This is a genomic window from Mesorhizobium sp. WSM4308, assembly GCF_002294905.1.
Taxonomy (GTDB): Bacteria; Pseudomonadota; Alphaproteobacteria; order Rhizobiales; family Rhizobiaceae; genus Mesorhizobium.
Window position 1 is genome coordinate 156,257 of sequence record NZ_NSFW01000008.1, and the last position, 20,486, is coordinate 176,742.

Genomic DNA, 20,486 nt, shown 5'->3' on the forward strand with positions numbered 1-20,486 from the left:
TCTACGACCCAAAACGGATGTTATGCGTGCGGATCGTCGTGGCGAATGATCCTGTCACCACCGTATTCGGCTGCGCGGGAAGGCCCTTGCCCGAATGCCGCAGCACCTCGCTGCTTGGGCCGAAGGCTTCGATCGCGCCACCACGCAGAAGCATCACACGGTCGCAAGACGCGGCAATCGAAGGGCGATGCGTGATCACGACCATCGTGACGCCGGCCGCCTTCGCGGCGGCGAGTACCGCCTCGAGCGCCGCCTCGCCGGTGCCATCGAGATGGGTGCTGGGCTCGTCCAGGACGAGAATTCTGGGATTGCCGTAGAAGGCGCGTGCCAGCCCGATCCTCTGGCGTTCGCCTCCCGACAGCGTTCTGTCCGAAGGACCTATCAATGTCTGGTAGCCGTCCCGCTGCGCCAGGATCAGCTCATGCACCTCGGCCCGCCTTGCTGCCTCGATGATCGCGGCGTCATCTGCATCGGGGTCGAAGCGGGCGACGTTTTGCGCGATCGATCCTGGAAAGAGCTCGACCTCCTGCGCGAGGTAGCCGACATGCTTTCCGAGCTGGTTTTCGTCCCAGGTCCTGAGGTCGGCGCCGTCGATCCTGACCGCGCCGCCGGTCGGCCGCGCAGCGTTCACAAGCAGCCGCGCCAGCGTCGATTTGCCGGCGCCGCTCGGGCCGACGATGGCCAACGCTTCGCCGGCGCCGATTTGAAAGTTCAGCCGCTTGAGGATGGGTTCGGTGCCGGGCTGCGCATTCGGCGCCATGAAGAAAACGTCCTGCACGGAAATCGCGCCTGCCGGATCGGGCAGGATGAGTTTGCGCGCTTCAGCTGGACGCGCCGCAAGCGCCGTCTCCAGCCGCTTCCACGCCCGCCGGGCGTCGGCGATCTGCCGCCAGGCGCCGATCAACTGGTCGAGCGGCTGCAGCGCGCGCGACGACACCAGCGAGGAAGCGAAGATCATGCCCGCCGTCATCTGTCCCTTGAGCACCAGCCATGCGCCGGCGCCCAGGATCGCCAGTTGCAGCATCATGCGCAGCGCCCGCGAGGCACCGCTGAAGACCGCATTGGCACTCGAGGAACGGTCATGCAGGGTGAGCGCTGCCGCCACGTGCCGTCCCCAGATCTGCGCGGCGTTCTCCACCATGCCCATGGCGCGCAGCGTCTCGGCATTGCGGGCAAAGGCCTGTTCCGCCTGGCTGGCCAAGGCCGAACGCTCCGCGGACAAGGCGTCGTTCCTGCCGATGGCAAGCTGGTTGGCCACGACCAGCAAAAGCAGAAGCGCCGCGCCGGCGACCGTCACCCAGAACAGCACCGGATGGATGAGATAGAGCAAGGCGAGGAAGACAGGGGCGAAAGGCAGGTCGAACAACACCGCCACGCCGCGCGACCTGATGAAGGCGCAGACCGAGGCGAGGTCGCGCAGCGGCGACAGGCCGCCCGCATATTTCGCGCCAAGCGAAACGGCGAATGTGCTGGCGCCCAGTTTCTGGTCGAGGGTCGCCGCAACGCGCTGCGTGTACACGGCGCGGATCGCGTCCAGAAGCCCGAGGAAAGCGAGCGTGAGAACCGCGATGGCCGAAAGATAGACAAGCGTCTCGACGCTGGAGGACGGCAGCACGCGGTCATAGACCTGCAGCAGGTAGAGCGGAATCACCAACAGCAGGACGTTGATCAACAGCGAGAAGACGCCGACATCGGCGACGGCGCGCATGAAGACCGGACGCAGGCCAGACGGTCCAGTCATTTCCACATTCCCCGACGCTGCATGTTCCCGAGACCTTACGCGTGGCCCCCGAACTCGGAACCGCCGTGCAGCGTGCTGTTGCCGTGCGTTGCGACACTGTGCGTGCCGATGCTGCTGCTGGTGATGTTCAGGGCGTTTGCCGGCGCACTGTCCAGCGTATAGGCGCGGACGTAGTCGATCTTCATCTCGGCCGGCGTGGCCAGATGATCAGGAGGGGTGCCGGCCAAGCCGCCGACCGCGAGATCGACCAGCATGTACATGGGCTTGTTCATGTCGGACGGCGTCGCCGTTTCCGCGACCTGCACGCCGTCATAGGTCCAGACGAGCTTGTCCGGCGTCCAGAGCAGGCCATAGGTGTGGAAGCCGGCGGGGTTCGAGACACTCACTATCGACGTGACCTTGGTGTGCGTCCCCGTTTCGTTCGAGTGCGCCGTCATGATCAATGAGTTCGGGGCCTGGCCGATCGTCTCCACGACATCGAGTTCCGGCGGCCACGAACCGTCTTCCGGAAGCAGCCAGAAGGCCGGCCAGGCACCGGCATTCTCCGGCAGGTCGGCCCGTATTTCGAAATAGCCATAGGTCTGCGAGAAGGAATCGTGGGTGGTCAGTATGCCTGAGGTGTATTCGTAGTTGTTGATCAGCGGCTTGATGTCCGCCGGCGCCTGCGCCGCGGTGATGGTGAGCACGCCGTTGTTCACGCTGAAAGGGTGGACGGAACTCGTCGGTGCGTAATTGGCGTCGATATACCATTGCAGTTCGTTGTTGCTGCTCAAGGTGCTGCCATTCGGTGCTCCCCACCAGAAGTTGGAATCCCACGTGCCGCCCTGGCTATTGTGAAGGTTCAGCGTGTTGAAATCGTCGCTGAAGGAGAGCTGCATCCCGGATTTGTCGATCGGCAATTCGAACTGGCTGGGCTGCAGCTTGTCGATGGTCGTGTCCTTGAACTCGAGGATCTCGCCGGACCCGAGGTTCAGCAGCACGTTCGATCCCGACTGGATCATGTTCGAATGGATGGCGTCGAACGACATGAACCCATAGCCATTAAGGCGGACCGTGTCGGTGGCGGCAAAATTCGCTATCAGGTCGCTGCCGTTGCCTTTCGAGACGATGAACGTGTCGTAACCGCCGCCGCCATCGATCAGCACATCGTTTCCCGCGCCGCCGTCCAGAGTCTGGTGCCCGGCCTTGGCGGTGATGATGTTGTCCAACCCATTTCCGAAAGCATAGTTGTTGGCGTTTGTGACGACGAGATTCTCGACGTTGTCGGGGAGCTTATAGCTCATCCATGTGCTGATCGTGTCGATGCCTGCCCCAGCGGCCTCCGCCACCTTGTTGCCCGCCGCATAGAGGTAATAGATGTCATCGCCCGTGCCTCCGTGCATGGTGACGTTGACACCGGATGCTCCGTAGAATGAGTCGTTTCCGGAGCTGCCGTACAAGTCCGGCCCGGACCCTGCCGCCGAGTACCAATGGCTGGAAGCGCCGCTGTAGGGAAGCGGAACGCCTAGGGCATTGACGAAGAAGCTCATAGGACAAATCCTCCTCGTGATGCCTGGCCTGCTCGGATCGTTCGATTCCAGGCGGCCGCATCCGGACCAACGTTGCCATGCACGATACCGTTCCAGGAACTTGCCACATAGTTCACCATTACATCGACCATTGAGTGACGTTTTCCGGGATTGGAAGCACAACAACCCGACGAATGGTGTACAGGCAGTAGTTCGCCCGACGAAATATTTAATAAAATTTTACAATAGGCACCGATCTACTTGCGCGCTTCCCTCAAACCGCGACTTCGATCGGCTCGGCAAGTCTGGGGTTGGAGCGCGCGGCGATCAGGCAGCTGGCCACGATGAGGCCGGCTCCCGCCAGCGTCGTCCAGGTCACCGCTTCGTCGAAGAAGAACCAGCCGAGCGCGATCGCCCAGATGAAGGCCGAATATTCGGTCGGGATCAGATATTGCGCTTCGGCCCGCGCATAGGCCCAGCTCATCAGGAACTGGCCGGCGAGCGACAGTGCCGTCACCCCGGCAAGCGGAAGCCAAAGATTGCTGGGCAAGGCGATAGCGAGCCAGGGCGCGGCAAGACCAAGCATGACCGCGACACAAAGGTTCTGGAACAGCATGATCTCGATTGGCTTGGCCAGCATCGCCTGTCGCCGCGCGAGGATCAGATTGTAGGCATAGAACACCGTCGAGACCAGCACCGCAGCCGTGCCGAGCAGCGCATCGCCGGCATAGGTCTTCTGCCCGAACTGGCCCGCCACTATGATTGCGACGCCCGCAATACCGGCGAGCGAGGCCCAGATGGCCTTGCGCTGTATCCTTTCGCCCAAAAGCAGCGCGGCCAGCAGGAGCGCGAACAGCGGCGCCACGAAACTAAGCCCGACCGCCTCCGCCAGCGGCAGCCTTGCAAGCCCCCAGAAGAATGACAGCAGGACAATGCCGACAACCACCGCGCGCAGCGCATGCAGCCTCAGCACCGAGGCAACCGGAAGCGAGCGCGGCCCCGCCAGCCAGCCCGCCCCCGCGACCAATGTCGCCAGCATGCTGCGCCACAGCACCGTGTTGTAGACACCGACCGCGATGACCAGCACCTTCATCGCCGCATCCATGCCGGACAGAAGGAAGATACCGAATGCGCAGACGAGCACCGGGACCATGGGGGAAACGGCGCCGGCCAGGCTGGATGATTTCACGCGGGCTTTCTCGAGGATGACGGATGCAAGCTGACATATCAGGGCAAAAGGACAGGGCCAGATGGCAGCCTCGCCCATGTGGCGGTCCAACGCTCGGTCCGGGGGCAATCGCGATCCGAACTTTTTTTTTGCGGCACCTGTCGATTCCGCCACCCATTGTTCGTCGTACCATCGAACCAACCCAACCAAGGAGAAGACCATGCGGTTCATGATGCTGATGATCCCCGGCGGCTACGCCGAGGCGGCGCCCGACGTCAGGCCCGACGCCAAGGGGGTGGAGGGAATGATGAAATACAATGAGGAGCTCAAGAAGGCCGGCGTGTTGCTGGCGCTCGACGGGCTGCATCCGCCGTCATCGGGCGCGCGGGTCAGCTTCAAGGGCGGCAAGCCCGTCGTCACCGACGGGCCGTTCGCGGAGGTCAAGGAAGTGCTGGGCGGCTATTGGGTCATCGACGTACGCTCGCGTGAAGAAGCCATCGAATGGGCCCGCCGCTGCCCCGCAGGGGAAAATGACGTGATCGAGGTTCGCCGCGTCTTTGAGATGAGCGATTTCCCCGAGGACGTGCAGAAGGCGGCGGAAGGTTTTGGCGAGCTGATGGGTTGACGGCCACAACTACCATCGAAGCGGTCTGGCGGATCGAGCAGCCGAAGCTCACCGCCAGGCTCGTCCGCTGTCTCAGGGATGTCGGGCTCGCCGAAGAGGTCGCCGGCGATGCCTTCCTGCTGGCGCTGGAGCGCTGGCCTCGGGACGGCATCCCGCGCAACCCGGCGGCCTGGTTGACCGAGGTCGGCAGGAACCGGGCGCTCGACCGGCTGCGCCGCACCACCATGATCGACGGCAAGCACCGCGAACTCGCCATCGACCTCGCCGAGCTGGAGCGCGAGATGCCCGACATCGAGGCCGCGCTGGACGAGGATATCGACGATGACCTTTTGCGGCTGATCTTCACCGCTTGCCATCCCATCTTGCCGGTCGAGCAGCGCGCGGCCCTCGCCCTGCGCCTGCTGGGCGGGTTGTCGACGGCCGAGATCGCCCGCGCCTTCCTGGTGCCCGAAGCCACCGCCGCCCAGCGCATCGTGCGAGCCAAGCGGGCGCTTCGCGATGCCGCCATCGCGTTCGAGACCCCGCGCGGGCAAGAGCGGCGCGAACGCCTCGCCGCTGTGCTGGAGGTGGTCTATCTCATCTTCAACGAAGGCTATGTGGCGACCGCTGGATCGGACTGGCTGCGCGCCGATCTCTGTGGCGAGGCGCTGCGCCTTGGCCGTTCGCTGGCGGCGCTGATGCCTGATGAGCCCGAGGTGCAGGGGCTGGTGTCGCTGATGGAACTCAACGCCTCGCGCTTTCCTGCCCGCACCGGCAAAGCGGGTGAGCCGATCCTGCTGCTCGACCAGGACCGCACGCGCTGGAACTGGTCGCTCATCCGGCGCGGCCTAGACGGCCTGAACCGGGCGATGACCCTGACATCGACACCAGGCCCTTATCAGTTGCAGGCGATGATCGCCGCCTGCCATAGCCGCGCGGCAACCGCCGCCGACACCGACTGGATCGCGATCGCCGCCTATTATCAGGCCCTTGCCTTGGCGGCCCCCTCGCCCATCGTCGAGATCAACCGGGCGGTGGCCGTCGGCATGGCGTTCGGACCGGCGCAGGGCCTCGCCATCGTCGAGGCCTTGAAGGACGAGCCGCGCCTGAAGGGCTCGCATCTCCTGCCCACGGTGCGCGGCGATCTTCTGGAGAAACTGGGACATCGGGCGGAAGCCCGCGCCGCGTTCCGCCAGGCCGCCGAATTGACCGGCAATGAGAGGGAGCGCGCGCTGCTGCTCGCCCGCGCGGGTTCGCCCTCGAGCACCCGCTCCTGACGTCTTCACGCCAGCGCCGATCTGCCAGCGGCGCCTTGGTTCGGTCTCAGTTTCGATACCGCAGTGCATCGACGACAACAGCCATCGCCGGAGACACCTGCCGCCTGCTTGGATAATAGAGATGATAGCCAGGGAACGGCGGGCTCCAGTCGTCCAGCGCGAGTTCCAGCCGCCCTCCCAAGAGATGGTGGCTGACCAGATCTTCCGGCACGTAGGCGATGCCGTAGCCGCCCATCGCCGCGTCAATCATGGCGATAGACGTGTTGAAGGTGAGTTGGCCTTCCACCCGGACACGCAGATCACGGCCCTCTTTTGCGAACTCCCAAGCATATAGCCCGCCAAACGTGGCCTGGCGCATATTGATGCAGTCATGCCCGACGAGATCCTGCGGCGTCTTCGGAGCCGGACGACGCCGAAAGTAGTCCGGCGACGCCACTGCCACCAGCAGCCAGTCCGGGCCGATGCGGACGGCGATCATGTCCCTGTCGATGCTTTCACCGAGCCGCACGCCGGCATCGAACCGCTCCTCCACGATGTTTCTCATGCCGTTGTCGCTGTGGAGTTCGACGCGCAGGTCTGGATAATCGAGCAGGACAGGTCGCAGCTTTGGCCAGACCGTCGTCTGCAGCGCATGATCCGACAGCGTGATGCGATGAGGCCGCTTCCCTTCTCCCATCACTATACGAGAAGGTGCCGGCAGGCGGATGGGAGGCAGCGCCGCACTTCAGGCAAATTGATCACCTCTGAAACGCGATCCATATGAAAAAGGGCGACGCAAGCGCCGCCCCATATCCCTTGGGAGGATAATTCGGCTGGCGGTCAGGCCGCCTTGATTTCCTCGTCGACCACGTCGGCATCGCGCGCCTTCTTCAGCGCCTTTGCCCACCAGGCGACGTCGTTGACCAGCGCGGTGGCCGCCTGGTTCAGATGCTCGAGGTCTTCGAGCTTCTTCTCGCCCTGGCGCACGGCGAGGAAGTCGCCCCAGGCGATATGAACGGCCGACTTGACCGGCGCCATCTGCAGTTCGACGGCATGGAGACGGAGCTGCTCGACGGCGCGGGCGCCGCCGACGCTGCCGTAGCCGAGGAAGCCGGCCGGCTTCTTGTTCCATTCGTTGGCGGCGTAGTCGATGGCGTTCTTCAGCACGGCCGTCGGGCCGTGATTGTATTCGGCGGCGGTGAAGATGAAGCCGTCAAATTCGGCGACCTTCTTCTGCCAGCGCTGCGCCACCTCGTTGGTCGACGGCACCCAGGCGGAAGAGGCGACTTCGTCGAAGAAGGGCAGCGGGAAGTCCCTGAGGTCGACGACCTCGACATCGATATCGGCATGCGACTTGGCGATCTTGGCGATCCATTGGGTGGGCACATCGGCGAAGCGCGCGGCGCGCGTCGAACCGACGATGATGGCGATTTTCGGCTTTGACATGGGGGGCTCTCCATTCCAGTAATAAGCTGGTATCATTTGGATACCGGCGCTATATGAGATACTGTCAACTCGATGCGCAAGGAGGCACCTTTTTGTTACTGAGGAACCCGCTTAACACCGAAGATTGCCGCGCCGTTTCGGAAATCCTGCAGCGCGTCGGCGACAAATGGACCGTTCTGGTGGTCGGCAAGCTCGGCCAAGGACCGTTGCGTTTCAACGAGTTGCGCACCGCTGTCGGCGGCATCTCGCAGAAGATGCTGACCACCACCTTGCGCGGACTGGAGCGCGACGGCTTCGTCACCCGCACCGTATTCCCGACCATACCGCCGCGCGTCGACTACGAGCTGACCGAACTCGGCCATGAATTGCTGATCCCGGTCAGCGCGCTTGGCGAATGGGCGCGCAAAAACACCACGCGCGTGCGGGCAGCGCGCGAAAAATTCGACGGCATGCATGGCTAAAACCCTTGCGCGGCAAGGGATCCGGAGCTTCGTATCGAGTGAAATTGCCTGGCAGCAGGGAATTCGTCGGGTCTGCGGACGCGGCTTGACGGCATTGTCCTATGGCGCCGGTGGCAGACCTGCACACATGCTATTTTGACGACGACAATCGCGGACCAAAGGCAACCATTCGGCTTCTCCGCGATCGCCGGGCGCCGTGGTCAGGGCGCGCATGTCGCGGCAGGCTTGCGGTCACCCTTGTCGCCATGCGTGCAGGCGATGGGCCGAAGGTCGTTTTTGACTTCGGCGTAGGCCGTTACGCCGAGCAGGCAGACCAAGGCGACAAGCGCTGCCACGAGCCAGCTGTTCAGTATGTGTTGACGCATTGTCTCTCCCCCAACGCCGGCACAGTCGGGCGTCAAGGCAACCATTGGATGTCGGCAAACGCATCGCCCGCACGGGCGATGTTACAATTGCCCTGCACTGGGAGAACGGGGGGCGCGAGAACGGGTCGTCAACCCTCGGCCGGAACGGCCTTCGGCTTGCCCTCGCCGTCCAGCGCCACCATGACGAAATCGGCGTGGGTGACCTTTTCCATCAAATCGGAGAGATAGCGCTGCGCCCAGGCTTCGACCTTGAGCGTCATCGAGGTGCGGCCGACGCGTTCGACATGGGTGTAGATGCACAGCGTGTCGCCGATCTTCATCGGCTTGGCGAAGGACATCTCCTTGACCGCCGCCGTCACCACGCGGCCCCTGGCGCGCTCGGCGGCGCGGATGCCGCAGGCAAGGTCCATCTGCGCCATCACCCAGCCGCCAAAGATGTCGCCGGCCGCATTGGCGTCCGAAGGCATGGCCAGCGTGCGCAACGTGAGGTCTCCGATCGGCCGTCCGTCCGCGTAGTGCACCATGCGAGAAATCCCTCGAGGTCGATGGCTTGAGATCGACTGCCCTCGATCCCGTAGCGTCATGGCGCGGACGCGTCAACGCGCCCCGGGCAAAGCTTCGCCTGGCTGCTAGAAGAAGCGCGCCAGGTTCGAACGGATGCGATCGAGAACCGTGTCCCCGGAAAGGTCGGGAACGAATGCCTTGCCGGTGATCGCCTCGTAGGCCTGGGCATAGATGCGCGAAGCCTGTTCGACGATCTCGTCGGGAATCCTGGGGATCGGGTCCTTGTAGGGATCGCAGCGCGCCGCCACCCAGGAGCGGATGAAATCCTTGTCGAAGCTGTCCGGCCGCGTGCCGCTTGTAAGCGCCTGTTCATAGCTCGCCGCGATCCAGTACCGGCTGCTGTCGGGTGTATGGATTTCGTCGGCCAGGATGATCGTGCCGTTCTTGTCGGTGCCGAATTCGTATTTCGTGTCGGCAAGGATCAGGCCGCGCTCGGCGGCGCGCGCCTGGCCGCGGGCGAACAGCTTCAAGGCGTAATCCGAGACGGTGTCCCATTGTGCCTGTGTGAGCAGGCCCTGTCCAAGGATCTCCGCCCTCGACAGCGGCTCGTCATGGCCGCCATCCGCCGCCTTGCTCGTCGGCGTAATCACAGGCTCGGCCAGCTTCTCATTGTCGCGCAGCCCGTCCGGCAGGCGCATCCCGTACATCTCCCGTTCGCCGCGACGGTAACGGGTCAGGATCGAGGTGCTGGTGGTGCCGGCGAGATAGCCGCGCACGACGATCTCGACCGGCAGGATGTCGAGCCTCGTGCCGACGACGACATTGGGGTCGGGATATTCGAGAACATGGTTCGGACAGATATCGGCGGTTTCCTCGAACCAGTAGCGCGCCGTCTGGGTCAGGATCTCGCCCTTGAACGGGATCGAGGTCAGGATGATGTCGAAGGCGCTGAGACGGTCGGTGGCGATGATGATGCGCCGCCCGTCCGCCAGATCGTAGTTTTCGCGAACCTTGCCCTTGTAGTAACCCGGCAACTCGGGAATGAACGCATCCGACAGGGTCCGCATATGATGTCCTGCCTTCCGCAGATTTGGCTGATGCCCTCGCATAAGCTGTCGACCCCATGCTTATCAAGCGCGATTGTCGGTATTCCCTGCAACTCGACCTGACATCGCGGTCGCATTTTTCACAACGCATGCCGGAAGGCCCGGCGACGCGGCGAAGCCGTCGCGTCTAGGCTGCGGCCAGATTTCCGGAGCCGCCTGTTTCAATCATGCAGACTTTTGACTTCATCATCGTCGGCTCCGGCTCGGCCGGCTCGGTGCTCGCCGACAGACTGTCCGCCTCGGGCCGCTTCTCGGTTCTGGTGCTGGAGGCCGGCGGCACCGACCGGCGCTTCTACGTGCAGATGCCGCTCGGCTACGGCAAGACCTTCTTCGATCCCGCGGTCAACTGGAACTACAAGACCGAAGCCGATCCCGGTCTCGGCGGCAATGTCGACCACTGGCCGCGCGGCAAGCTGCTCGGCGGATCGAGCTCGATCAACGCCATGGTCTGGATCCGGGGCGCGCGCGAGGATTTCGACGACTGGCGCGCCGCCGGCAATCCCGGCTGGGGCTATGACGAACTGTTGCCGATCTTCAAGGCGCTCGAGGACAATGAGGCCGGCGCCGACAGATGGCGCGGCACCGGTGGTCCCCTGCACATCAGCGACACGGCCAACGCCGTCCACCCGCTGACAAAGCGCTATCTCGCCGCCGGCCAGCAGGCCGGCCTGCCGCTCAATCCCGATTTCAACGGTGCCGCCCAGGAAGGCGTCGGCACCTACCAGATCTCGACCAAGAACGGCCGCCGTATGTCCGCGGCGCGCGCCTTCCTGCGCCCCGCGATGAAGCGCGGCAATGTCCGCGTCGAGACCAACGCTTTGGCCACGCGCATCCTGTTCGAAGGCAAGCGCGCAATCGGCATCGAATATCTGCAGAACGGTCAGCCGAAGACGGCGCGCGCCGGCCGTGAAGTGATCCTGTCCGCCGGCTCGATCAACTCGCCGCAACTCATGCAACTCTCCGGCATCGGCCCTGCGGCTTTGCTAAATGGGCTGGGCATCCCGATCGTCCACGCCAACGAGAATGTCGGCGCCAATCTGCAGGACCATGTCGGCATCAACTACACGTTCAAGGGCAAGGTGCCGACGCTCAACCAGATCCTGCGTCCCTGGTGGGGCAAGCTGCTGGTCGGCATGCAGTACATACTGACGCGCTCGGGACCGCTGTCGCTGTCGATGAACCATGGCGGCGGTTTCTTCCGCACCGACCCGGCGTTCTCGCGCCCCAACATGCAGCTCTATTTCCAGGCCTTCTCGACCGTCATCCCGAAGAGCGGTGAGCGGCCGATCCTGACGCCGGATCCATGGCCGGGCTTCTCCATCGGCCTGTCCAATTGCCGCCCGTCGAGCCGGGGCGCGATCATGATCCGCTCCAGCAATCCGCTGGACTATCCAAAGATCACCGCCAATGCCTATTCGACCAATGCCGATGTCGAGGAGATGCTGGCGGCGGTGAAGTTCGTGCGCAAGATCGCCTCGATGCCGGCCATGGCCGAAATCATCCAGGAGGAAGTCCTGCCCGGCCCGTCGATCCAGTCGGACGCAGACCTGATCACCGATTTCAGGAAACGCTCCGGCACCGTCTATCACCCGGTCTCGACCTGCCGCATGGGTCCCGATCCCGCGCGCGCCGTCGTCGATCCGCGCCTCAAGGTGCACGGCCTCGAAGGCTTGCGCGTCATCGACGCCTCGATCTTTCCCGACAACATCACCGGCAACACCAATGCCGCCTCGGTCATGACCGGGTGGAAGGGCGCCGAACTGGTTCTGGAGGACCAAAAATGAAGATCACCGACGTCAAGACCTGGGTTGTCGGCAACCCGCCGCCCGGCATCGGCGGCAAGTATTTCATCTTCGTCAAGCTGACCACCGATGGCGGCGTGGTCGGTTATGGCGAAGCCTACAACGCCACCTTCTCCGCCCATGTCACGGCGAAAATGGTCGAGGACATGGCCGAGCGCTATCTCGTCGGCCGCGATCCGCACGACATCGAGAACTTCTTCCGCCGCGCCTATTCCTCCGGCTTCACCCAGCGCCCTGACGTCTCCGGCATGGGCTGTTTCTCGGCGCTCGAAATGGCCTGCTGGGACATTATCGGCAAGGAGGCGAACAAGCCGGTCTACAAATTGCTCGGAGGCCAGGTACATGAGACGCTGCGCTCCTACACCTACCTCTATCCGCACACCGGCAGCGTCCATTCCGAGGATGCGCCGGACGGCCGGAACGTCTACAACGACCCCGAAATGGCGGCGGCTTGCGCGCTCGAATATGTCGAGCAGGGTTTCAATGCCGTCAAGCTCGACCCGGCCGGCCCCTATACCGCCTTCGACGGCCATCAGCCGCGCCTCATCGACATCGACGTCTCCACCCGCATGATCAAGGCAATCCGCGAGGCGGTGGGCAACCGCGCCGACATCCTCTTCGGCACGCACGGCCAGTTCACCGCGTCAGGGGCGCTGCGCATGGCACGCGCCATCGAGCCCTACGATCCCTTGTGGTTCGAGGAGCCGGTGCCGCCCGACATGCCCGAAGTGATGGCGCAGGTCGCCCGGGGCACCTCAATCCCGATCGCCACCGGCGAGCGGCTGACGACCAAATTCGAATTCGCCCGCGTCATCGAAAACCGCGCCGCAACCATATTGCAGCCGGATCTCGGCCGCTCCGGCGGCATCCTCGAAACCAAGAAGATCGCGGCGATGGCCGAGGCCTACCACATCCAGGTCGCGCCGCACTGCTATTGCGGGCCGATCGTCGGCGCCGCCAACATCCAGCTGGCGGTGACGTTGCCCAACTTCCTCATCTTGGAATCGCTGAAGCAGTGGGACGGCTTCCACGCCACGCTTCTGAAGAAGAAGATCGAGTGGCAGGACGGCAACGTCATCCCCTCGAAGGAACCGGGGCTGGGGGTCGAGCTCGACGAAGCGGTCTGCGATGCGCATCCCTACACCGGCAAGGATCTGCATCTGCAAATGATGCAGACCCCGTTGATGCCGTGAGCGAGAGTTACGCGTTCATCGGCCTCGGTCATCTCGGCGGCAACCTTGCCGCCAGCCTGATCCGCAACGGCTTTGCCGTCACCGTCTTCGACCGCGACCCGGCTGCCGGCGAGCGTCTGGTGGCGCTCGGCGCCACCACTGCCGACAGCCCTGCCGAGGCGGCGGCGCGGGCCGGCAATGCCATAACCTGCCTGCCCTCGCCGAAGGTCAGCGAAGCGGTGCTTGCCGGTCCCCGCGGCTTGCTCGAAGGCCTGGCCCCGGGCGGCACCTGGATCGAGATGTCGACCAATGGCCGCGACGAGATCGTGCGCCTCGCCGCCCTCGCCTCGGCCAAGGGCGTCGACACCTTGGAATGCCCGGTCACCGGCGGCGTGCATCTGGCGGCGGTCGGAAAAATCACCGCCCTGGTCGGCGGCGATGCCGCGCTTTACGAACGCCATCGCACGGCCATCGAAGCGATGTGCGCGCGTTCCTTCCTGATGGGACCGATCGGCTCGGCCGCGGTGATCAAGGTGATCACCAACATGCTGGCCTTCATCCATCTCGTCGCCGCCGGCGAGGCGTTGATGCTGGCCAAGCGGGGTGGCCTCGACCTCGCCCAATCCTACCACGCCATCGTTGCCTCCTCCGGCAACAGCTTCGTCCACGAGACCGAAAGCCAGCTCGTCCTCAACGGCTCCTACGACATCGGCTTCACCATGGACCTGGCACTGAAGGACCTCGGCTTTGCGTTGGGCATGGGCAAGGATTTCGGCGTGCCGCTGGAGCTGGCATCCCGCGTCAACGCGATTTTCGAACAGGGCAAGGCGGCCTATGGCGGCAGCGCCTGGTCGACCCGGATCGTCAAATTGCTGGAGGATGCCGTCGGCACCGACCTGCGCGCACCTGGTTTTCCAGCCAAACTGGGAATCTGACCGGAGACCGGAAAACCAAGCAATTTCATCTGCTTGAATCGATAGCCGGATTCAGTTTCGAAAAGACCTGAATCAATCTGGCAACGCCTTGATTCAATATCTGAGCGTCAGCGCGCCAGGCAGGATCTCGAAGGTCGCCGGTATGCGTCCGGGCGACTCACCGTCTATGTCGACCAGCGCGCCGTTCTTTTCCACATCGTCGAGCGGTTCGACAACCACTTTCTTGCCGCGCAGGATGGTGATCGCCGGATGGTTGCGGTGCCGGCCGCCATAGAGCAGGCGGATGTCCCAGATCAGCTTCAGCTTGCCAGCCGCGCGCAGGATGACGATATCGAATTGCCCGTCGGTCAGCTCGGCGTCCGGCGCGATCATCATGCCGCCGCCGAAGAATTTGCCGTTGGCCACCGCCACCAGCGCCATGCGCGCCTCGACCGGCGCGCCGTCGTCGACGGTGATCCGCACACGCTGGAAGCGGTAGCGGATGAACTCGACCACGGTGCGCCACAGGAACAGCGCCTTGGCCGACGTCTTGCCCTTGCGCTTGTCGGCATTGACGGCGCGGTCGGTGGCGCCTGACAGGCCGAGGCTGGCGATATTGATGAAATGGCGGCTGGCGAGCGCGCCATGGTCGTCGATGTAGCAGATGCGGCCGGCATCGATCTTGCGGCCCTCTGCCCCGGCGATCCGCTTCAAGGTCGCGTCCACCGCCTTCGGCAGGCCAAGCCCGCGCGCGAAATCGATGCCGGTGCCGCATGGCAGCAGGCCAAGCTCGGTCGTCTTGCCGCTCTCCTCGAATGCCTGCAGCAGCCCGTCGGCCACTTCGCTGGCGGTGCCGTCGCCACCGGCGGCGATAACCAGGTCGAAGCCGGTGGCGGCGAGGTCGATGGCCAACCGTTCGGCGTCGCCCTCGGCCTGCGTCTCGCGCAGCTCGAAATCGCCAAAGTGCTCTTTCAGCGAGGCGGAGACTTCAGGCCAATGCCGTTTCAGCCGGCCGCCACCGGCTATCGGATTGAGAACCACCCCGACTTTCAAGACGCACCCTCCCCGGCGCCGGACATCCATGCCCGATCGTTTGCCGGCATTGAAGCCCGCGCCCGCCGGCGGAGCAAGGGGCGCTGTCGATTGCGACGACGAAAAGAGGGGCAGGCTGTCTAAGGCAGTGGGCACCGAAGTTCCCGAGCTCTCGCCAAACGGTCCCCGATAATCCCGCTATCCACAGGCCCAGGGCCATTCCCCGGGACACTTACCCGGCGTACGTTGAACCCATCTCAGGCGGCTACCGATCGCCAAGCCGAAAGGCGGAAGTGAAAGGCTGATTTCCTGAGGCCCGTACGGCCCGGAGCGAGAGCAGGCTTGCCTGTTTCGAGGGACGGTAGCCGAGACCTACGGGGCCGCGGAAAGCGTGCCAACGCCGACGGCGGACCGATGCTGCCATGAAGGACGGCAAAAACCTTCGATGGCACGCAGGGCAAAGCCCGCAAGGGCCAAGACCAGCGTGGTCTGGAACGGACGCTGCCTTCGGGTGGTGGCTGGCAGGACCGTCAAAATCAAGGCCGGCATGGCGCGACGACTTTACGGAAGTTGCTGCCGCGACCGTGTCCTGATCTGACAGGGAGGCGCTGGGAGAAATCCCAGCGCCGACTGTCGTTTTTCCATCCCGCACAATTTTTACGGTGTTTCCGCTTGGGGCTGCAACCGGCGGCAAAATCAGCTAACGTTCGACGTCTATTGAAGGGGGATACTTCATGACGCTGATCCAGAAGCTGGCCGTTGCCTATGCTTTCCTGTTCTTCGCCGTCGTCGCCATCGGCTACATACCGGCGTTCAACGATGCCAACGGCAATCTGTTCGGCCTGTTCTCATTGCAATGGTACGACGACCTGCTGCACGCCTTCTCCGGCGTCTGGGCGCTGGCCGCCGCCTTCATCTCGCATCGCCAGGCAGTGTTCTATTTCAAGCTGTTCGGATCGGTCTATCTGTTCGACGGCGTGCTCGGGCTGGTCACCGGCTCCGGCTGCCTCGATGCCGGCATCTTCATCAACGGTTTCCGCTCCCTCAACGACATCGAGTTCCCCACACGCTTCTTCGCCAACCTGCCGCATCTCGTCATCGGCGGCTTCGCCGTCTATGTCGGCTTCTGGCTGTCGAAGCGCATCCACGACCACTTCGCCACGGCCTGACCGGCCATGTTGCTGTTCCGATGGCTGAAGCGCATCAGCAAGACGATCATCTGGCTGATCGTCATCATCATCCTCATCCCGATCGTCGGGCTGAGCTACGGTTTCCTGACGACGCCGGCGCCCGACAAGACGCCGTTGCCAGGCATTACCGATGGCGCGCCGCCCAAGGCGCTGGCCGACAAGGTCCGCGCCGAAATTCCCGGCTACCAACGGCCGGAGGAATCGACCTTCCTCACCTACCCCGAATGGGCGATCGTCTACGCCGCGCGCGAATATGCCGGCTTCGTCGCCAAGGACCAGCCGAGCGGCTTTCCCTACTGGTCCTATGTCGGCCGCTTCTGGCAGGATTACGCCACGGTGATCCGCGCCAGTTCCCCCTACAAGTTCAACTACGCCAACCACCAGATGCTGGTCATCATCGGCACCAGCCACTCGATCGAGCACATACTGCAATGGGCCTATGAGAACACGGTCGGCCGCGTCACCGAGGCGACATCGGCCAAGCGAACCGCCGCCGACATCTACCAGGCCAAGGTGGCGGCGGACTACGCCGTCTTCCTCGACCAGGTTCCGTGGTACCAGTTCGCCTATGCCGAAAAGCGCGCCGGCCTGTTTTCCGTGCAGCCGGCGCCAGGCGACAGCTCCGTCCGCACCAGCGAACGCAAGCTTGCCTTCGGCCTCGCCGACACCATCAAGCAGGGCTATGCCGACCTGATCAAAAAGGCACTTGCCGCGACCTCCGACCCGGCCTTCCTCGATGTCCATGTCTGGGCCAAGGGCCCGGTCGGCGAAGCCACCCGCAACGAGCCGGACACATTGCTGGAGCGCGACTACGGTGCCGACGGCACCGTCTTCGTCACCAGGCGCTATCAGGTCTTCACCGACATGATCCCGCGGCTGATCGACAAGGGCGTCTCCTTCGTCGAGATCGGCGGCAATGACGAGATCATGGTCACCATGCTGTCGACCGACTCGATCGCTGTTCCCGAAGGCATGCGCATCCTGTTCAGCTATCCGCTGCCGGCGGATCCTTCGACGCGCCGCACCGGCATGGTCGTGGCCGTGCGCAAGCTGCATCTGGTGCTGCCGTCGCTGATGAAAGCAGGCGCCAAGCTTGAACACGTCTACGATTATTGAGGCCTTTCGGCCACGCCCGGCAAGGATCAGACCGCCGCCATGCTCATTTCACAATCGTGGCCAAATCCCGCCTTGTTCGCGCGCGATGGAACGGTGCATGTTGCCTGACGGGCGACATGCACCTGAATGGGCTGCCGGGGGGCATCTCGAAGGGACAAGACCGTGATCAAGACCGCCCTTGTCGCCATGACCATTGTCGGCTGCGACTGCGACGCCAAACTGTGCGAATATATCGGCGAGACGCCGGCCAAGTGGTCGACCATCGCCGAATGCGAAGCCGCGATGAAGAGCCAGATCCTGCACCAGCGCAATTTCGACTATCCGCTGGTGTCCGGCATCTGCCGCACCAAGGGCTCGTCATCCTCCTCGCAACTGGCCGCCACCGCATCGCGCCCCGAACTCAAGCCCGCCAGCAGGGTCGTGCGGACGGAAAGCCCGCTGCCGCCGGAACTGAGCCATCGGCCGAGCGTGCCCGTCGGCTCGCCGACGACGACCGTCGACGCGGACGCTGCCCGGCCCGTCGCCTACGAACAGATGGTCGATGGCGGAACCGGCGTGCTCTATCGCACAAAGAACGGCTATGCCGTGGTCAAGACCGATCTTGGCCGTGCGGCTTCCGCGACGGCTGATGCCGCAAAACGCTCCGTGAACTGGCTGGCCGGCCTGGTGCCGACGGGGCTGTAGTCAATGCATGTCGCCCAAAAGTGCGCAGCGGTTTTGCGACAACGACATGCATAAGGGAAAGATTTACATCTTGACCTTCAGGCTCTCCCAGAATTTGTCGATCAGCGGCTGTTCGGTGGCCAGGTCCTCGCTGCCGACGCGCGTGACGAACAACAGCCCCTGATCGGCGAGGCCGTAGCCGACGATCTCGAAATAAGCGGTGTCGGTGCGCGTCTTCACCTCGGCGTGGATGCCGGTCAACTCCTTGCCGTCGGCGAGCTTGCGCGTCGTCGGCTGCTGCGTCAGCGTCGCGCCGGCCTGCACCGATTCCCTGGTCATCTCCTGCAGCATCAGTTGGTTGAGCGACACCGGGTTCATCTTGCCATATTCCTGCACGACGACGATCGTGCCAAGCGCCGAAGCCATCAGATATTGCGTGATGTTCTCGCCGAGATCGGTCTTGGTCACCGAAATGCCGCTCGGATGGACGAAGGAGAAACTGTCGCCCGAAAAGGTGGCGAAGTCGTTGCGCTCGAGCGTCACCTTGCTCTGCTTGCCGCCGGGCAGCGTGATGGTCGTGCTCTCGCCGGGGTCGATATCGACCGCCACGCCGTCGATGGTCAGCTTGAACGCCTTGAGGTCCTCGGCTCCGGCCGGTCCAGCGCACAGCGCGATGAGAGTGAGGGCTGCCGCTGATACCATGCGCATCGACTATTCTCCTGCTTATGCAACCCCGCTCAGCGCCTTGATGCCACGGTAGAAGGTCGAGGAAAACAGTTCCGTAGGGTCATAGTGCCGTTTCGCCGCCAGGAAGGCCGGCAGCTCGGGATAGCAGGCCTGCAATTCCTTGGCCGTGTAATGCAGCTGGTAGGGCAGGAAGAAGCGCCCGCCATGCTTGATCGTCACGTCGATCAGCGCCCGCGTCAGCGCCCGCATCCTCGCATTGCCGTCGGCATCGGTCGGCTGGTTGATGTAGAGCACCAGCGAATAGGCCGGCTCCGGTGCATAGGTCAGCGCCACATCCTCCTTGTGGACGATGCGCACCGAGGCGTTGAGCACCGGCAGGGACTGATTGCGCAGGATCTCGCGCGCTTCCGTGATGAACGGATTATACACAGCACGTGGTATGAAATATTCGTGCAGTATGTCGGTCTCGTCGGTCAGATCGTTGAACAGATACGGCACCGAATCGTGCATCGGGTTGTTGCGGGTGACGAGGCAGGCCTCGCCCTGCGCCATGGCCGTCGTGCGCGCCACCGTGCAGCTCTCGAATTTCGGCTCCAGCGTCTTCTCGGTGAACCACTTCAGCTCCTGGAACAGGCTGCCCCATTTCGCCAGGTTGATGATCACCCGCTTCAGTCCGACCGAGCCCGGCTCGCCGATATCGGGCTGGTCGGCCGGCGGCTCTTCGGCCACCTTGTCGTAGCGATAGACGATCATGTCCTCGAGGAAATTGCCCGGCGCCGTCGACAGATGGCCGTAGAACAGGCCGATATCCTTGTTCGGCTCCAGCACCTCGGCGAAGAACTTTGGGAAATCGTCCGATTTGATGATTTCGCGCGAGGTGCGGTAGACGGCATTGTCGACGATATCGAGCGTTGCCTCCACCACCACGCCGAACAGGCCGTAGCCGCCGACGACATGGCGGAACAGCTCGCTGTTCTGCGTGGCAGAGCAGGTCGTCACCGACCCATCTGCCAGCATCACCCGCATCGAGCGGATCGAGCCGGCAACCGAACCGGCCTGATGGTCCATGCCATGCGCGTTGACCGACAGCGAGCCGCCGACGGAGAAGATGTCGGTGGACTGCATTGCCTTCACCGCGAAGCGCGGATGCAGCATGTTCTGGATGTCGTGCCAGCGCGCGCCCGGCTGCAGCGTCATGGTCCTGGCCGCCGCGTCGACGCTGACCTTGTTGAATTTCTTGAGGTCGAGCACCAGCGCATTGTCGTCGAAGGCATGGCCGCCCATCGAATGGCGGATGGCGGCCAGCGACACTTTCAACCCGTTGGCGCGGGCGAAGGCCAACGCCCTGGCGATATGGTCCTCCTCGCTGACCTCGACCACGCCATAGACCGGCGTCCGCGACAGGCCGCTGGCATCGTTCATGTCGCCGCCCTTGGCCGACCAGGGTAGCGAAGGCTCAAAGGCTGGCGGACTGGCAATCGGTTTCAGCGGCAGGGCAATGCCATCGATGTCGGCGATGCGTCCGGCATTCTTCGGCCCTGAAGGCCCGCGCGCCAGCCGTGCCATTGTGGTTCCGCCCCACAGCACCGCGCCGCCGACGACAGCCGCACCGAGCACCAGCCGGCGCGATAGGCGAAACCCCTTCTGTTCGTCAGCCATGCAGATCCCCCGTTGGCCAAGGGATAGCGCGGCTCTTCGGCGAAAACCATAGGGGCCGCTACCGGGGCAGCGTTCCGCCACCTCAGTGGCCT

19 protein-coding genes and 1 pseudogene are annotated in these 20,486 nt (G+C 63.8%); 9 read left to right on the forward strand and 11 right to left on the reverse strand.

All coding sequences use genetic code 11. The features are described 5' to 3' along the window. Position 1: 1 nt before the first annotated feature. The 3 genes from CK227_RS16630 to CK227_RS16640 form a co-directional block, all read right to left on the reverse strand. Positions 2-1,741: a type I secretion system permease/ATPase gene (locus CK227_RS16630; protein WP_095773583.1), complete on the reverse strand. Its 1,740-nt coding sequence runs from the start codon at positions 1,739-1,741 to the stop codon at positions 2-4. 35 nt (positions 1,742-1,776) lie between these two features. After that, positions 1,777-3,270, reverse strand: a complete 1,494-nt coding sequence (locus tag CK227_RS16635; RefSeq protein WP_095773582.1) for a family 16 glycosylhydrolase — start codon at positions 3,268-3,270, stop codon at positions 1,777-1,779. Positions 3,271-3,523: 253 nt separating this feature from the next. Further along, positions 3,524-4,402: a DMT family transporter gene (locus CK227_RS16640; RefSeq protein ID WP_095773719.1), complete on the reverse strand. Its 879-nt coding sequence runs from the start codon at positions 4,400-4,402 to the stop codon at positions 3,524-3,526. 235 nt (positions 4,403-4,637) lie between these two features. On the opposite strand from CK227_RS16640, the gene CK227_RS16645 reads away from it, so the two are divergent. Beyond that, positions 4,638-5,042, forward strand: a complete 405-nt coding sequence (locus CK227_RS16645) for a YciI family protein (protein WP_095773581.1) — start codon at positions 4,638-4,640, stop codon at positions 5,040-5,042. Continuing rightward, positions 5,039-6,298, forward strand: coding sequence for an RNA polymerase sigma factor (locus CK227_RS16650; protein ID WP_095773580.1), 1,260 nt, complete (start codon positions 5,039-5,041; stop codon positions 6,296-6,298). The genes CK227_RS16645 and CK227_RS16650 overlap by 4 nt, the downstream gene beginning before the upstream one ends. A 46-nt stretch (positions 6,299-6,344) precedes the next feature. Here the strand turns inward: CK227_RS16650 and CK227_RS16655 are convergent. Together CK227_RS16655 and CK227_RS16660 are read right to left on the reverse strand one after the other, a co-directional pair. Then, positions 6,345-6,950, reverse strand: a pseudogene (locus CK227_RS16655) (LysR substrate-binding domain-containing protein); the annotation flags it as partial. 167 nt (positions 6,951-7,117) lie between these two features. Beyond that, the gene (locus tag CK227_RS16660) at positions 7,118-7,723 is read right to left on the reverse strand and encodes an NADPH-dependent FMN reductase (protein ID WP_095773578.1); all 606 of its coding nucleotides are present in this window, start codon (positions 7,721-7,723) and stop codon (positions 7,118-7,120) included. A 92-nt stretch (positions 7,724-7,815) separates the two neighbouring features. Here CK227_RS16660 and CK227_RS16665 point away from each other — a divergent pair, with 92 nt between their 5' ends. Then, positions 7,816-8,184 (forward strand): helix-turn-helix domain-containing protein, encoded by a 369-nt coding sequence (locus CK227_RS16665; protein ID WP_179296464.1) that lies wholly within the window; start codon positions 7,816-7,818, stop codon positions 8,182-8,184. Between the two features lie 200 nt (positions 8,185-8,384). Here the strand turns inward: CK227_RS16665 and CK227_RS36750 are convergent, their stop codons facing one another. The 3 genes from CK227_RS36750 to CK227_RS16680 form a co-directional block, all read right to left on the reverse strand. Next, positions 8,385-8,549 (reverse strand): hypothetical protein, encoded by a 165-nt coding sequence (locus tag CK227_RS36750; RefSeq protein WP_095773576.1) that lies wholly within the window; start codon positions 8,547-8,549, stop codon positions 8,385-8,387. A 128-nt stretch (positions 8,550-8,677) separates the two neighbouring features. Continuing rightward, complete coding sequence (locus CK227_RS16675) at positions 8,678-9,073, reverse strand: acyl-CoA thioesterase (RefSeq protein ID WP_010911043.1); 396 nt, start codon at positions 9,071-9,073, stop codon at positions 8,678-8,680. A 105-nt stretch (positions 9,074-9,178) separates the two neighbouring features. Then, positions 9,179-10,120 (reverse strand): phosphoribosylaminoimidazolesuccinocarboxamide synthase, encoded by a 942-nt coding sequence (locus CK227_RS16680; RefSeq protein WP_095773575.1) that lies wholly within the window; start codon positions 10,118-10,120, stop codon positions 9,179-9,181. 206 nt (positions 10,121-10,326) lie between these two features. Between CK227_RS16680 and CK227_RS16685 the strand changes: the two genes are divergently transcribed. From CK227_RS16685 to CK227_RS16695, 3 genes are read left to right on the forward strand one after another with little or no spacing between them, the layout of a single operon-like run. Next, on the forward strand, positions 10,327-11,943 hold the full coding sequence (locus CK227_RS16685) for a GMC family oxidoreductase N-terminal domain-containing protein (RefSeq protein ID WP_095773574.1): 1,617 nt from the start codon (positions 10,327-10,329) through the stop codon (positions 11,941-11,943). Next, positions 11,940-13,154: a mandelate racemase/muconate lactonizing enzyme family protein gene (locus CK227_RS16690; protein ID WP_095773573.1), complete on the forward strand. Its 1,215-nt coding sequence runs from the start codon at positions 11,940-11,942 to the stop codon at positions 13,152-13,154. The genes CK227_RS16685 and CK227_RS16690 overlap by 4 nt, the downstream gene beginning before the upstream one ends. Next, complete coding sequence (locus tag CK227_RS16695) at positions 13,151-14,068, forward strand: NAD(P)-dependent oxidoreductase (RefSeq protein ID WP_095773572.1); 918 nt, start codon at positions 13,151-13,153, stop codon at positions 14,066-14,068. Before CK227_RS16690 ends, CK227_RS16695 begins: the two co-directional genes overlap by 4 nt. A gap of 93 nt (positions 14,069-14,161) precedes the next feature. Here CK227_RS16695 and CK227_RS16700 read toward each other — a convergent pair whose 3' ends face one another. Next, the gene (locus CK227_RS16700) at positions 14,162-15,100 is read right to left on the reverse strand and encodes a diacylglycerol kinase family protein (protein WP_095773571.1); all 939 of its coding nucleotides are present in this window, start codon (positions 15,098-15,100) and stop codon (positions 14,162-14,164) included. Positions 15,101-15,813: 713 nt separating this feature from the next. Here CK227_RS16700 and CK227_RS16705 point away from each other — a divergent pair. The 3 genes from CK227_RS16705 to CK227_RS16715 all read left to right on the forward strand — a co-directional run bounded on the left by CK227_RS16705 (position 15,814) and on the right by CK227_RS16715 (position 18,069). Continuing rightward, on the forward strand, positions 15,814-16,248 hold the full coding sequence (locus CK227_RS16705) for a DUF4383 domain-containing protein (protein WP_095773570.1): 435 nt from the start codon (positions 15,814-15,816) through the stop codon (positions 16,246-16,248). A 6-nt stretch (positions 16,249-16,254) separates the two neighbouring features. Next, on the forward strand, positions 16,255-17,385 hold the full coding sequence (locus CK227_RS16710) for a hypothetical protein (protein WP_095773569.1): 1,131 nt from the start codon (positions 16,255-16,257) through the stop codon (positions 17,383-17,385). A 162-nt stretch (positions 17,386-17,547) separates the two neighbouring features. After that, positions 17,548-18,069: a hypothetical protein gene (locus CK227_RS16715; protein WP_095773568.1), complete on the forward strand. Its 522-nt coding sequence runs from the start codon at positions 17,548-17,550 to the stop codon at positions 18,067-18,069. Positions 18,070-18,132: 63 nt separating this feature from the next. Here the strand turns inward: CK227_RS16715 and CK227_RS16720 are convergent, their stop codons facing one another. Together CK227_RS16720 and CK227_RS16725 are read right to left on the reverse strand one after the other, a co-directional pair. After that, the gene (locus CK227_RS16720; RefSeq protein WP_095773567.1) at positions 18,133-18,756 is read right to left on the reverse strand and encodes a hypothetical protein; all 624 of its coding nucleotides are present in this window, start codon (positions 18,754-18,756) and stop codon (positions 18,133-18,135) included. Between the two features lie 15 nt (positions 18,757-18,771). After that, positions 18,772-20,394 carry an FAD-binding oxidoreductase gene (locus tag CK227_RS16725; RefSeq protein ID WP_095773566.1) on the reverse strand — a complete coding sequence of 541 codons (1,623 nt, stop codon included), beginning with the start codon at positions 20,392-20,394 and terminating at the stop codon, positions 18,772-18,774. Positions 20,395-20,486: the final 92 nt, after the last annotated feature.

Excerpts from the sequence above, each read along its gene's own strand:
- CK227_RS16705 (WP_095773570.1), top strand. The coding sequence starts at position 15,814 with ATGACGCTGATCCAGAAGCTGGCCGTTGCCTATGCTTTCCTGTTCTTC.
- CK227_RS16685 (WP_095773574.1), top strand. The coding sequence starts at position 10,327 with ATGCAGACTTTTGACTTCATCATCGTCGGCTCCGGCTCGGCCGGCTCG.
- CK227_RS16690 (WP_095773573.1), top strand. The coding sequence starts at position 11,940 with ATGAAGATCACCGACGTCAAGACCTGGGTTGTCGGCAACCCGCCGCCC.
- CK227_RS16645 (WP_095773581.1), top strand. The coding sequence starts at position 4,638 with ATGCGGTTCATGATGCTGATGATCCCCGGCGGCTACGCCGAGGCGGCG.
- CK227_RS16675 (WP_010911043.1), bottom strand. The coding sequence starts at position 9,073 with ATGGTGCACTACGCGGACGGACGGCCGATCGGAGACCTCACGTTGCGC.
- CK227_RS16725 (WP_095773566.1), bottom strand. The coding sequence starts at position 20,394 with ATGGCTGACGAACAGAAGGGGTTTCGCCTATCGCGCCGGCTGGTGCTC.
- CK227_RS16660 (WP_095773578.1), bottom strand. The coding sequence starts at position 7,723 with ATGTCAAAGCCGAAAATCGCCATCATCGTCGGTTCGACGCGCGCCGCG.
- CK227_RS16630 (WP_095773583.1), bottom strand. The coding sequence starts at position 1,741 with ATGACTGGACCGTCTGGCCTGCGTCCGGTCTTCATGCGCGCCGTCGCC.
- CK227_RS16710 (WP_095773569.1), top strand. The coding sequence starts at position 16,255 with ATGTTGCTGTTCCGATGGCTGAAGCGCATCAGCAAGACGATCATCTGG.
- CK227_RS16640 (WP_095773719.1), bottom strand. The coding sequence starts at position 4,402 with ATGGTCCCGGTGCTCGTCTGCGCATTCGGTATCTTCCTTCTGTCCGGC.
- CK227_RS36750 (WP_095773576.1), bottom strand. The coding sequence starts at position 8,549 with ATGCGTCAACACATACTGAACAGCTGGCTCGTGGCAGCGCTTGTCGCC.
- CK227_RS16680 (WP_095773575.1), bottom strand. The coding sequence starts at position 10,120 with ATGCGGACCCTGTCGGATGCGTTCATTCCCGAGTTGCCGGGTTACTAC.
- CK227_RS16720 (WP_095773567.1), bottom strand. The coding sequence starts at position 18,756 with ATGCGCATGGTATCAGCGGCAGCCCTCACTCTCATCGCGCTGTGCGCT.
- CK227_RS16635 (WP_095773582.1), bottom strand. The coding sequence starts at position 3,270 with ATGAGCTTCTTCGTCAATGCCCTAGGCGTTCCGCTTCCCTACAGCGGC.